This window comes from Microcystis sp. LE18-22.4A, assembly GCF_027531105.1.
In the GTDB taxonomy this organism is placed as follows: Bacteria; Cyanobacteriota; Cyanobacteriia; order Cyanobacteriales; family Microcystaceae; genus Microcystis; species Microcystis aeruginosa.
On the sequence record NZ_JAPZRB010000181.1, the window covers coordinates 1 to 12,701 of the forward strand.

Consider the following 12,701-nt stretch of genomic DNA (forward strand, 5'->3'; position numbering starts at 1 on the left):
TTGCGGGGATAGGGGGGAAAATTCAGGTACTTTTTCCCTGAAAATTAGGTAGTTGACCACCTGAAAATCGATCAAACCCCACACCCCACACCCCACACCCCACACCCTGCCCCCAGAAAAGCTTTTTCAGCAGCCCCTAAATAGGGTTTGCTGAAAAAGTTTGCTCCCCCTAAATTATCCTTAAAAAGAGTGACTTAAAGCTGAAAAAAGGGGCTTTGCGCCCCTAAAAATCTTTAGTCAACCGATTAAAAATCTACACCAGACTATAGACAATTACTAAACCCAAAACTGCGGCAAAGACAATTAAAGCGTAGAATTGGGCGCGACCATTTTCGAGGTATTTGAGACCTTCACCACTGACAAGAGTAGCTAAACCAGTTAAATTCACTGCCCCATCGATAACGCGATAATCCACTTCCATAATTTGCCGCGCGAGACGACGACAACCCTGGACGAAAACTCGATCATACAGATTATCAATGTACCATTTGTTCAGGGAAAAACGATACAAAACGGGGAATTTTTCGGCAATAGTTGCGGGGTCAATTTTCTTCTGGAGATACATCAAAGAAGCGACAGTAATCCCGATTAAAGCAATCCCCACCGAATTACCCGCCATAATCAGAAACTCTGTCCAATCAAAAGCATGAACTTCTTCCACCACTTCGTTAGGAACATGAATAAAACCCTCGAAGAAATTCTGCCAAGGTTTACCCACCAAACCGATTAACAAAGAAGGAACCGCTAAAATCATTAGAGGTAAAGTCATAGTAATTGGCGATTCGTGGGGTTCATGGGCATGATGGCCGTGGTTGTCTTCTTCCTGTGCTTCCGAGTCTAATTGCTTAACATTCATTGCCCCCGGTCCAAAAGCGGGAATCGCACCCGCATTGGCTAACAGTCGGCGTTTAATCTCCTTATTAGTGCCTCTAAACTCCCCTTCAAAAGTGTTAAAGTACATCCGGAACATATAAAAAGCTGTTAAACCCGCAGTGGCCCAACCGATTAACCATAAGGACGGGTTCGCCTCAAAAGCTAAACCGAGAATTTCATCCTTCGACCAGAAACCAGCGAAGGGAGGAATCCCACAGATGGCCAGAGTTCCCACCAGGAAAGTTAGGGCAGTAATGGGCATATACTTGCGTAAACCGCCCATCATCCGCATATCTTGCGCTAAAACCGGCTCATGACCGACCACATCCTCCATACCGTGGATGACCGAACCAGAACCGAGGAACAACATCGCTTTAAAATAAGCGTGGGTCATCAGGTGGAATAATCCCGCACTATAAGCGCCGATACCCATAGCCATAACCATATAACCCAATTGGGAGATGGTGGAATAGGCTAAACCCTTTTTGATATCATTCTGGGTGAGGGCGATACTTGCCCCTAGGAAGGCAGTAAAGGCCCCCGTCCAAGCAATTACCGTCATCGCCGTGGGAATTGGCTCAAAAACGGGATACATCCGAGCAATCAGGAAAACTCCGGCGGCCACCATCGTGGCGGCGTGAATCAGGGCCGAAATCGGGGTCGGACCTTCCATGGCATCCGGTAGCCAGACATGAAGGGGAAATTGGGCTGATTTGGCCACGGGTCCAAGGAAGACTAAAACGGCGAATAATGCTGCTAAACTGCCGGCAATGGCTCCAGAAGAGACTAATTCCTCTAGACGTTCACCCATGATATCAAACTCGAAGCTGCCGGTAGCCCAGAAAAGACCCAGCATTCCTAGTAATAAGCCAAAATCGCCGACGCGGTTGGTAACAAAGGCTTTTTGACAGGCCTCGGCGGCCGCCGGACGAGTGAACCAGAAACCTACTAGCAGATAGGAACACATCCCCACCAATTCCCAGAAAACGTAGATCTGGACGAGGTTGGGACTAATGACCAAACCGAGCATAGAACTGCTAAAAATGCTCAGATAGGCGTAAAAACGCACATAACCGGGGTCATGGGCCATGTAACCATCGGTATAAATCATCACCAAAAAGGCCACGGTGGTGACGATAACCGACATTAAAGCGCTGAGGTGATCGATCGTATAACCCATTTTCAGGTGAAAGTTACCCGCCGATGCCCAATCGATCATTTGGTTGTAGGGAGCGTGTCCATTGATTTGACTCCACAACAGCGCAAAAGACAGCACCATCGACGCGCCGAGGGTAGAAATGATCAATACAGCATTCACCTGTCGCAGACGATTGGTGACTTCATTAAAGGAAATTAAGCCCGCGCCGACTAGGGTAGCGCCTACCAAAGGCAGGACGGGAACTAGCCACGCGTACTGATAAAGCGGTTCCATTCAGTAATACCTAGTTTACAACTTCACACTATTTGGTTTATCTTCATCTATTGTGACATAGGTTAATTCTTAAGAAAGTGTTTATACCTAGTTTTGCTCAATAGGGCGGCGAAAGGTCAAAGGATCTTATCAATTTGGCAGTTTAGCGAGCGGGACGGTAATTTTTAGGGAGAAGCGGCAAAATTATCGAATAGCCACGAAAGCAAGGAAACGATTAAACCAGCAGAAAAGGAAATTATCGCCACGATCGCCTCGCTACCAAGATAACGGGATAAAAAACTGCCTTGAATTTGGGCGATCGCTAGTCGCGGATTTAACCCCACTTGGATGCTGTTGGTATTGCCGGAAACGCTCACTTCTAAACCTTGTGATGCTTCGGTAAATTGAATTTTTGGGGAAAGAAAAAGAAAATAGATAAGCCTATTGCGATGACACCCATCAGATTATCAGATTCCGGAATGGTTGCTGCTGTAGTAACAGAAACCGGAGCCTGATTAGGAGAAAAAAGCGCAAAGGTACGGGTTGCATCAATAGCGATTCCATATATATCGGGATCAATATTGTAACTTATCGTGCAAGCGCACATTCCTCCGTATTGATACATCTGCGCCAAGTGTTCCTGCCATTTACGACCTGCATAATACGATCCATAATTTCCCAGGACAGCACCAAACAAATCAGAAGGATAAGTAAAATTGCCTTGGCTATCAATGACACTCAAACCCAAGAAGGCAGATTGTTGCGGAATAACATAATTCCCTGTGTTTTGCGTCTCACCTAAAGCAATTAAAGCGGGATAAGTCGTTGTTAGGACATTATCAATGGCATTCCGTGCCGCTTCTGCACCCTGAGCATTTAGCCAAAAGGTGGGTTGCAGATTTAAATTAGAGGGATTGCCGAATAAATTGCTAAAAGTATCCTGAACAAAATTAACATTGTAGGAAGAATTATTGACGACTAGATCTTTAATGCCGGTGATATTTCCCTGGGTGTTAAACTGAACAGTAGCCGCTTTAGCTGAGGAGAGCGTAAAGCTGAAAACTGAAGCTAAAATCGTTAAACCGAGGATTTTAGTCTGTTTAAACATGATTCTTTCTGTACTCAGGATAGTTAAAGTAACCCGTCTGTTATAGCACAAAATATTCCCAGAACATTTGGCTATTAGACTTCTGGCAAAAGTAAGCTCTTGAGCTGCTATCAGATCAGAATATCTAAAATACTAGATAAATTTGACATAATCAGAGGTTATACAGATATTTTAGTCGTCTGTTGTCTTTTTTCTCCTCTTAGTCTCCTGTCTCCCGAAAACGAAAACTTTGTACCTCACTATTGAGCAGCTGATTCATCTGCCAACCTAACTGAGTTGGCTGCTGATAAACCTTTTTTAAAGTGTTAATATCCCGGCTAGAAATCGGTGGAATATCTCTAGTTTGAGCGAAATACATCACATCCGTCTCTAGGGGACTATGACCCCAAATTCCCAAAGCGTGACCTAATTCGTGCCGCGCTGCCGCTAAGGCCGACCGCTCGGCTAAATTAGGACTAATCTGGATACTCATCCGATGAGTTAGGCGATTTTCCTTGACAAAAATCTCGTATTGTGTTATGGCAGAACGCACCCGAGGCAGTTCTAACTTACCCGTTTCGGCATTAAAACGGACTCCCGACGGCGGTAACTCCCGTTTAATGAGGATATCGGCCAATTCTGCCCGATTTACCAACTCGATCGGCAAATACTGCCCCCATTCAGCGATCGCCTGTTGTACTAAACTCAGCCACGAACTGCGATCGCTCTGAATATAAATCTTCACGGGAAATTGCGACCAAATCAACGCCCCCACGGGACTGATTTCCACAGCATCAAAATAATCCCCGGACTGGTTTTGCTCTTGCCATTGGGCTAAATTAGCGGGTAAAGGATGGGTTTTTAACTCCGGTAGCGACCGACTGTCGGCGATCAAAGAATAGGAAAACAGCAAAAGACTCGCCAAGGCTGCGAGTCCTAGAAAAGAGAACCGACCTCTTAGCATTTAGCGATTTAACCAGCCAGCGCTCAGTACAATAGTTAGGGTGATAAATACCGTCCCCAACGCCCAAGTCACCTGATTTAAGGTTTTTTCCGCCGTTTTTGCGCTGGTAAAAATCTGTGATTGGCCGCCAATACCGCCAATACCATCCCCTTTGGGACTGTGTAATAACACCAAAATCGCCAGAAAGGCCGCCGCCAGCGCCCAAATAATCTGTACTACCAGCACCACTGTCATGATTATTACTCTCTATTTTCCATTACAAAGTATAGCAGTTATCAAGCCGTCAGCTTTGAATTAGTTATCAACTGGAGTCCTCTTCATCCTCTATATCCTCAAGTGTTAGTGGTGCTTGGGCGCTATGGCGAACATATAACACATAAACCGTACTATCTCTAATTGTAAAAAGCACTCGATAGACATTTTTGCCTTTCCCATAAAAAAGTTGTCGGACTTCTTTGGGTAGAAAAATCGTCTGTTCGAGCGCTAAAGCACAACGAGTTGGTTTCTCTTGCAGAGTCGCAATAGCATTCATTAATCCTCGAAACCAACGGTCAGCAAACTCGGCATTATAACCTCGATACCAGCGATAGGCTTTTTCGATCTGTGCCGTGGCAGTTGGGGTAATTTCAACCTGAAATACCATATTTTTCGGCCATTTCTTGGGCAAAATCGGCAAGAGGACGGGTTTTACCGGAGTTTATCTCCTCAAAACCTTGCTGAATCCCCTCAATGCTCTCTAAATACTCCATCAGTTGTCTGAGCTTACTAGGATCGATTTGATCGAGAAAAGTCACCAGCACTTGTGAGCGATCGCTAATATCATTGGGTAACTCGGTTAGGTGTATTTGTCCATCTCGATAAACACCTTCGATGGTTTTCAGCATAAAATTCCCCTTTATTGACTTTTTACTCGTTAAAGCGAGATGCGGACGGGAGTGCGACTGGCTTTAATTTCCACTTCGGCCGGTTTAATCAGCGATCGCCCGGTCATTTCTACTGGGACGGGAATAGAGAGAATTTCCAGGATAGTGGGGGCAATATCGGCTAAACGACCATCATCCCGCAGCCGCACATCGCCACCGTGGCCGGGTATTTTTCTCCCTTCCCCTTCAATTAAAATTAAAGGAACGGGATTAGTCGTGTGGGCCGTCCAAGGATTACCCGACTCATCCACCATCGTTTCCGCGTTACCGTGGTCCGCGGTGATTAACACTGTTCCCCCCAATTTATTGACGCTACTTAACAACTTAGCCAAGCATAGATCCACCGTTTCCACTGCTTTCATGGCCGCGTCTAAAATGCCCGTATGACCCACCATATCGGGGTTAGCGTAATTGACTACCACCAGACTATAGATCCCCTGTTCGATCGCCGCAGAGACCGCTGTTGTCACCGCGGCTGCCGACATGGCCGGAGCTTGGTCATAGGTGGCGACTTTTGGACTAGGAATTAATTCGCGTACTTCTCCCTCAAAGGGTTTTTCTAACCCCCCATTAAAAAAGTAGGTGACGTGGGGATATTTTTCGGTTTCCGCACAACGAAACTGTTTTAATCCCTGTTGAGCGATCACCTGTCCTAAAATATTATTTAAATTCTGGGGAGCAAAGGCCACATCTACCGGTAATTTCGGATCGTATTGGGTGAAAGTAACAAAACTAAGCGGAGAAATTAAATCTCGATCGAAATCTTCAAAATCGGGCATAGTCAGGGCATAACATAACTGTCTAGCTCGATCGGGACGGAAATTATAGAATATCACCCCATCGCCCGCTTCGATCGCCCCCGGTGCAATTCTGGTGGGGGGAATAAATTCATCGGTAATATTTTGATCATAAAATGCCTGTAATACTTCAGTAATCGATCGCCCGTCGATACCTTGATCACTGGTCATCACGTTATAGGCTTTTTCCACCCGATCCCAACGGCGATCCCGATCCATGGCATAATAACGGCCACTGAGAGTCACCATGCGACCGAGTTTAATTTTATTAATATGTTCTTGAATCCGTTTAATAGCGAGCATTCCGTCGGTGACATTAGTATCGCGACCATCGGTGATGACATGAATGCAGACATCGCTAATCCCTTGCACTTTCGCTAAGTCTAATAATCCCAGTAAGTGATCGAGATGGGAATGGACTCCCCCCTCGGAACATAAACCAATCAGGTGTAATTTGCTTTTTTTGGGGCGAATCTCGGCGCAGAGTTTTAATAAAGCCTGATTTTGTTGAATCGAACCATCTTCGATCGCATCGGAAATTCGTACTAACTCCTGTGGTACAACTCGCCCCGCTCCGATATTCAGGTGGCCAACTTCCGAGTTGCCCATCTGTCCTTCTGGTAGTCCCACATCCTTAGCGGAGGTGCGGATTAAGGTGTGGGGATACACTTCCCAGAGACTATCCATAATCGGGGTTTTCGCCATTGCGATCGCATTATCCGACCTTTGCGGGCGATAACCCCAACCATCAAGGATAACCAGTACGACTGGGGATATAGGTGCGTGGGTCATGATATACAGTCCTAAATTAAGAGTGGATTTCCATGCACTAAGATAATATCATCGAAACTTCAATTGATCACTGGTGTCGAGGTGATCGACCCCCTAATGTCAGCAAATGATGGGTATGTCTCAAAAAAACGAAACAACTGCTTTAATAATCGCTCTTTTAGCCACTGCGGGCATTTTAGGTGGGGGTTACTTCTGGCTACAAAGTCAATGTGCTGCGGGTCAAGAATTCTTTCTCTGTGGCAGCAGTAAAAGTCCGCAAAAATCCCCAACATCGGGAAGTGCCTCCTCTCCCCTACCCCCTCCCCCTTCACCCCAGGGAGTGGTCAGTTTTGCCCCACCGACTTCTATCCCCAGTGGCACGACAATTCGCATTAACGGCTCTACCAGTATGGTACAGATTAATCAAGCCTTAAAAGCCGCTTTAACGGCCAAATTTCAGGGGGTAGAAGTCTTGACAAATGCTCAAGGATCTGATAAGGGATTAGAGGAAGTGGCCCGGGGGGCGATCGATATTGCGGCGGTGTCACGACCTTTAACCGAGTCGGAACGCTCTCAGGGATTGGCTTCTAGTCCGATCGTTCGAGATGCGATCGCTATTGTGGTGGGAGTAAAAAACCCCTTTGCGGGGGGGTTAACCACTGCCCAAGTTAAAGATATTTTTACCGGAAAAATCACCTCTTGGTCGGAGGTGGGCGGTTCTGCTGCTACTATTCAAGTGATTAATCGTCCTCCTATTAGTGGCACTTATCAAAGTTTTCGTCAGGAAGTGCTGCAAGGGGGGGAATTTGGTACGGGAACTAATTTTAAAATGATGGATAGGGATGCCACCACCCCAATTTTGCGAGTTTTGGGACTGAATGGCATTAGTTACGCAACCTATAGCCAAATTGCCAACCAAAAAACCGTCAGGGCGCTCGCTGTGGACGGAATTTCAGCCAGTGAACCTAATTATCCCTGGCAGCGTACCCTTTACTACGTTTACAAAGAACCTGCTAGTGAAGCAGTCAAAGCTTTTATGGGTTTTGTGTCCTCTAGTGGTGGTCAAGAAGCGATTTTTCGGGCCAATGAAGACCTACAAAAGTAGTTAGCGAGAATATCTGAAAATCTGGGAAATTTTACGCCTTGCATGACTAGGGTGAGCATTGCCTATTTTACTGTGGAGACGGGGAAGCATTGAGAATGGTTAGCTGAACACCATTATCTTTTTCATAAACGATCGCCACGGGAATGGTCAACCTGGGAGCTTTTTTCGGTAAGGCGGGGAAAATATAGGCATAACCGTCTCCTTTGAGAAGAAGTCGCCAAACTCTGGGTTTGTTGGGGTCGCTGAGGTCGGTGAGTTCTTCACCAAGGAGGCGAACGGAGGCTTTGCGATCGCCGATGATCCGCAAGTCAGTCGGATTATCGAGGGGGTTATCGAGTTTGCGTCCTAAAGGGGCATTTTTAGACATCAGAAGGGTGACGACGGGCAGTGAAGAGGTTTCGTTGACGGCATCTTTCCAAGCATCCGCTTGGGCTTGCCAACGGGCCAGCCAAAAGAGGGCCGTGAGGATAAAGAGGACGATAATTAGCTCATTCAGCAGAGAGGCGAAAAAGTTAAGAATCTTTGTCTGGGCTTCATTAAAAGTAAAGGGCAATCTTCGTAGGTATTTACTGCCCCATTTTTGACCCCAGTGCAAGGTGACGAGAATAGCGAAGACTGTCACACTCAAAACGAGAATGGTTCTCAGGAAGGCGAGGGGTTCCCTGAAAAAGGTTTGAAAGGCGGCAAGATAAAAGGATTCGCCGGGTAGGTTAAGGGTGGTGACTTCGAGTTGAAAGAAGCTGAAGTAAGTCCAGCGATAAGTCCATCCAGTAAAGTACAGGCCAGCGGCTAACAATGCCAGCACGCCGAGGAGTTTGCCGAGGGGATTGTATTCGGGGGTGGTCTGGGGTTCAGCCATGACAAACAGCCTAGTTGTGAGCGCAGAAAAGAGGTGTTAGGATTCTATCATTTCTTATTTATCTGGATATAGAGAGGTTAATCCGGTGAAGAAGACTATTTTGCGGGGGAGCGTTTTGGCTTTGCTGTGGCTGGGTGTGGCGAATGAGGGGCATTGGGCGGGATGGCAGGGTTCCGCGCGCAGTCAGGGGACGGTGTTGGAGGTGGCGGTGCCGGATAAGGCGACGGTGACGAGGAAACAGGGGGCTTCTCTGACGGGGCAATTAACGGCTTTTAATCAAACGAGTTTGACGCTTTCGGCCGGGGGTTATTCGGAAAAGGTTCCGTTGACACAAGTTAAGGCGATCGCTTTTCAGGGAGATGTCTGGATTACAGGAAAGCCTCTGCCGATTAGGTTCCGAGGAAGTAAAATATTGCCAGATTTCCCCCTTCAAGCATTGAAGCTAGGAAATCCTCCCAGACAAGCGACGATCAACCTAGCAACCATGAGTCCTCAAGGGCGAGAACGATTGTTAGAAGACACCTAGAATAAACCCCACGGAGTGAAAAAGATTCTCTTGAATTCGTCAGCAAAAATGACGATTCACATAGGAGAAATTGAGTAAGTTGTTATTGAGTTTAAAAATCGCTGAGTTTGTTCTATGTTGCCTCTGAAACCGATTTTTTTCTCTGTTGCTACTGGTTTAACCGTCATTGCTTTTGCGGGATTTGCCGCTAATATTACCCCTAAAACCGTTGTTTTGGCGAAGGATGCGAGTTTCAGTTTGCCATCTCCACAAGGGCAATTGAAGGGGATCGATCCTCGATTAGTGGCGCAGAAACAGCCTAAATTTGCCCTGGTGATTGGCAATGCGAACTATGAGGAAGGCGCATTATCTAATCCTGTCAATGATGCGACGGATATGGCGAAGGCCTTACGGGAGTTGGATTTTGAGGTGACGTTGTTGCAAAATCAGGATTTGCGATCGATGGAGACAGCGATCAACGATTTCAGCCGACAATTGCGTAAGGGTGGCGTGGGTGTCTTTTATTATGCGGGGCATGGGGTACAGGTAGAAGGAGAAAATTATTTAATTCCCCTCAAGGCACAACTTCTGAATGAGAAAGATGCCCGTTATGAGGCGGTTGCTTTGGGTAAGGTGCTGAATGCAATGGAAGAAGCTAGAAATCAGGTCAATATTATTATTATTGATGCTTGTCGGGATAATCCGTTTTATCGGCGGTGGAGATCGAGCCGTCGGAGTAGCAATGTCCGGGGATTGACGGCTGTTTCTCCTCCTACTGGCATTATTATTGCCTACGCGACGAGGGAAGGAAATACGGCGGCAGATGGGGTGGGACAGCGCAATTCTCCCTTTACTTCGGCATTACTCGAAAATATCAAGAAACCTAACATCGATGTGCAGTTGATGTTTCGGCGGGTCAGCACATCAGTTAAGGAAAAAACTAACGCGGCCCAACAGCCTTGGACAGAAGGGAATTTAGAAGGGGGTGAGTTTTATCTCAATCCACAGCAATCCGTTGCAGTATCGCCTCCTCCGTTCAGTCCTCCCCCTGTTACCCCATCGCCCCCCGTGCTTACGCCACCGAAACCTACACCATCAAATCCGCCAATTCAACCGAGATCGACCCTCATCTCCTCAACCACTGGCGTGGACTATACAACGCTACGAGAACTCCTGCAACAAAAGAAATGGAAAGAAGCCGATCAAAAAACAGCGGATCTCATGCTGGCGGCCGCTAAACGATCGGCAGAAGAAATCGACTTTGACTTCGCCCAGAAATTTTCCTGTGAAGATTTGCGAATCATCGACCAAGAATGGTTAGCAGCCTCTGGGGGCAAGTTCGGCTTTTCTGTCCAACTGGCGATCTACAAGCAGACAGGCAACCCGATCGGCGACTATAATCGTAAAACGTGGGAACGTTTTGGGGACGCAGTCGGCTGGCGAGTCAACGGAAACTGGGGAAAGAAAAATTACTCAGATTTCATGATATGGAGTACAAACGCACCATCGACAGCACCCAAGGGACACCTCCCGTTGGGGGGTGTTGTTTGGAAATTGGGGGATTGGGCGATGTTATGGTGGGGGGTTGTGTTCTCTCCTCGCGCTGCGGCTTGTGAACTGTAGCATATAAGGCGTGTCGCAGTTTTTTCAAACTCCGATCCTACATCGTTTCCACACGAGGTTATCAGGGGTTCCGCGATTCGATACCTGTCACCGTCACCCCAGGAGGGTAAATGCCATTTTCCCCTACATAATCTATGGTTTATAATTACGATAGATATTAACCACCGCAAGTTAGGAGTAAATACTTGTCAAAAAAGAAATTTCGTAAATCTGTTGAAAGCATTCGTTATCAAATTCTGATCCATCATCAAAAAATTGCCAATGAGGAACAAAAAGAATCCCCCGATGAAAACTTAATTAATTACTGGAAAAGAGAAATTAAAGGTTTAGAAAAAAGTTTATCTAGAGCAGAAAAGCGATTAAACAGAGGAAAATAAGCAATGATTTCAAACACTGAAAAACCCTTGAAAGTCAACTCTACCTTGGCCACTCTATTATCTGAATTAGGTGAAGAATGCGAGGCGGTTATATTCTTACTAAGTCAGCTTAAATTACCAAGCCTAACTGATGACCAAAAAGGGGATATTTTGGCAGAATTAATAGGCTCAATTACTCACTTGCACGTTCATACCGAAAATTTACCTGATTTAATTGGGGATGAAATTTTAGCTTTGCCCGATGATCAATAATGTTATGATGATTCTTTGTTCTCTGGTTCAGTAGTAGTAGGTTGGGTTGAGGCACGAAACCCAACACAAAGCCTATAATTGTTGGGTTTCACTCTGTTCAACCCAACCTACATAACTTATCAAGTCAAACAAATTCGTAATCTAATCTTAAAATATAAATTAGGAGGGAAAGATGAAAATTCGCTATGAATTAATTATTTATTGGAGTGAGGAAGATCAAGCTTTTATTGTTGAAGTTCCAGAATTAGCAGGATGTATGGCAGATGGAGAAACCTATCAAGAAGCTGTACAAAATGCTGAACTTGTTATTCAAGAATGGATTGAAACTGCCAAACAACTAGAACGAATCATTCCTGAACCAAAAGGACGACTATTATTTACCTAATAATGAAGTTTCTCTCGCCGCAGCTTGTGAATTGTAGCATATAAGGTGTTTCGGAGTTTGAAAAAACTCCGACATTTGAGGTTTAATTTAGGCAAACGCTGCAATTGAGCTTGTAATCATTGCCATTTATAACCGCTTCTTCGAGGTTCTTTACTCGGCAGATAATCGGCTATTGGGATTGATGTTTGACGTAGGTTAGTAATACATTATTAATCAGGTCGTGATAGCTCTTTTCTTGAGCATGATTCCTAAACCACTCAAGGATTTCTGAATCCAACCTGATACTAATTTGCTCTGTTTGTGGATTTGGTTTGACCAGTTTAGCATTCTTGAAAAATTCATCATCTAGGGGAGGAATATCTGAATAATCAATATTCTCATCGGACATTTGCATAAATTTCTCTTGTCGCTCTTTAAGAGGCATATCAAGGGAAAATTCAGGGTTGCTCATAGCGTTTTCTCGGGAGCATCTCATTTATGCAAGTGAGTAATTATACTTATCCATAAAACTGGTTTCTAGCAAGGCTTTCAAAATAGCTTGACATAAAAACCTGATTTAGGGGTTACAAAGGTGAGATGCTCCCTTAGAGCATCGGTTTTTGAGAATTGTCTATATACAAAGTCAGCATTCTTGACATCCTCGCCGCCCTAAAAGTGCGGCGATTCCTAAACCTCACGATTTAAGTTTCTGCTTCCACCACCGTCGCATACCACAGTTAAAAAACCATGTACTGTCTTACACAGAGTCCACAGACTTTCGCCCCATTTC

Annotated in this window: 15 protein-coding genes and 1 pseudogene; 6 read left to right on the plus strand and 10 right to left on the minus strand. The window is 45.6% G+C overall.

Annotated elements, in window-relative coordinates; all coding sequences use genetic code 11:
* Positions 1-253: 253 nt before the first annotated feature.
* The 8 genes and pseudogenes from O9295_RS07925 to gpmI all read right to left on the minus strand — a co-directional run bounded on the left by O9295_RS07925 (position 254) and on the right by gpmI (position 6,847).
* Positions 254-2,305 (minus strand): NAD(P)H-quinone oxidoreductase subunit 5, encoded by a 2,052-nt coding sequence (locus tag O9295_RS07925; protein ID WP_052278158.1) that lies wholly within the window; start codon positions 2,303-2,305, stop codon positions 254-256.
* Between the two features lie 164 nt (positions 2,306-2,469).
* Positions 2,470-2,694 (minus strand): annotated as a pseudogene (locus O9295_RS07930) (hypothetical protein); the annotation flags it as partial.
* Positions 2,664-3,392 (minus strand): hypothetical protein, encoded by a 729-nt coding sequence (locus tag O9295_RS07935; RefSeq protein ID WP_045362453.1) that lies wholly within the window; start codon positions 3,390-3,392, stop codon positions 2,664-2,666. The pseudogene O9295_RS07930 and the gene O9295_RS07935, both read right to left, overlap by 31 nt.
* A gap of 199 nt (positions 3,393-3,591) precedes the next feature.
* Complete coding sequence (locus O9295_RS07940; RefSeq protein ID WP_288032604.1) at positions 3,592-4,335, minus strand: peptidase; 744 nt, start codon at positions 4,333-4,335, stop codon at positions 3,592-3,594.
* On the minus strand, positions 4,336-4,569 hold the full coding sequence (gene secG / locus O9295_RS07945) for a preprotein translocase subunit SecG (protein WP_002736485.1): 234 nt from the start codon (positions 4,567-4,569) through the stop codon (positions 4,336-4,338). It lies immediately after the preceding gene.
* Positions 4,570-4,636: 67 nt separating this feature from the next.
* Positions 4,637-4,978 (minus strand): type II toxin-antitoxin system RelE/ParE family toxin, encoded by a 342-nt coding sequence (locus O9295_RS07950; RefSeq protein ID WP_002774217.1) that lies wholly within the window; start codon positions 4,976-4,978, stop codon positions 4,637-4,639.
* Positions 4,962-5,219 carry a hypothetical protein gene (locus O9295_RS07955; protein WP_002736285.1) on the minus strand — a complete coding sequence of 86 codons (258 nt, stop codon included), beginning with the start codon at positions 5,217-5,219 and terminating at the stop codon, positions 4,962-4,964. Before O9295_RS07955 ends, O9295_RS07950 begins: the two co-directional genes overlap by 17 nt.
* A gap of 29 nt (positions 5,220-5,248) precedes the next feature.
* Entirely contained in the window at positions 5,249-6,847 is a 1,599-nt protein-coding gene (gene gpmI / locus O9295_RS07960) for a 2,3-bisphosphoglycerate-independent phosphoglycerate mutase (protein ID WP_288032605.1), read from the minus strand.
* Positions 6,848-6,953: 106 nt separating this feature from the next.
* Between gpmI and O9295_RS07965 the strand changes: the two genes are divergently transcribed.
* Positions 6,954-7,931 carry a phosphate ABC transporter substrate-binding protein gene (locus O9295_RS07965; protein ID WP_288032606.1) on the plus strand — a complete coding sequence of 326 codons (978 nt, stop codon included), beginning with the start codon at positions 6,954-6,956 and terminating at the stop codon, positions 7,929-7,931.
* A 67-nt stretch (positions 7,932-7,998) separates the two neighbouring features.
* Here O9295_RS07965 and O9295_RS07970 read toward each other — a convergent pair whose 3' ends face one another.
* A complete protein-coding gene (locus O9295_RS07970; RefSeq protein WP_288032607.1) occupies positions 7,999-8,790 on the minus strand; it encodes a hypothetical protein in 792 nt (263 codons plus the stop codon).
* Between the two features lie 85 nt (positions 8,791-8,875).
* On the opposite strand from O9295_RS07970, the gene O9295_RS07975 reads away from it, so the two are divergent.
* The 5 genes from O9295_RS07975 (at position 8,876) to O9295_RS07995 (ending at position 11,932) form a co-directional block, all read left to right on the plus strand.
* Positions 8,876-9,316, plus strand: a complete 441-nt coding sequence (locus O9295_RS07975) for a hypothetical protein (protein WP_288032609.1) — start codon at positions 8,876-8,878, stop codon at positions 9,314-9,316.
* Positions 9,317-9,430: 114 nt separating this feature from the next.
* Complete coding sequence (locus O9295_RS07980; RefSeq protein WP_288032610.1) at positions 9,431-10,918, plus strand: caspase family protein; 1,488 nt, start codon at positions 9,431-9,433, stop codon at positions 10,916-10,918.
* A 185-nt stretch (positions 10,919-11,103) separates the two neighbouring features.
* Complete coding sequence (locus O9295_RS07985) at positions 11,104-11,295, plus strand: hypothetical protein (protein ID WP_004161490.1); 192 nt, start codon at positions 11,104-11,106, stop codon at positions 11,293-11,295.
* Between the two features lie 3 nt (positions 11,296-11,298).
* Entirely contained in the window at positions 11,299-11,547 is a 249-nt protein-coding gene (locus tag O9295_RS07990; protein WP_190718983.1) for a hypothetical protein, read from the plus strand.
* 172 nt (positions 11,548-11,719) lie between these two features.
* Positions 11,720-11,932 carry a type II toxin-antitoxin system HicB family antitoxin gene (locus tag O9295_RS07995; RefSeq protein ID WP_002765615.1) on the plus strand — a complete coding sequence of 71 codons (213 nt, stop codon included), beginning with the start codon at positions 11,720-11,722 and terminating at the stop codon, positions 11,930-11,932.
* Between the two features lie 169 nt (positions 11,933-12,101).
* Here the strand turns inward: O9295_RS07995 and O9295_RS08000 are convergent, their stop codons facing one another.
* Positions 12,102-12,383, minus strand: a complete 282-nt coding sequence (locus O9295_RS08000; protein ID WP_288032611.1) for a BrnA antitoxin family protein — start codon at positions 12,381-12,383, stop codon at positions 12,102-12,104.
* Positions 12,384-12,701 lie beyond the last annotated feature (318 nt).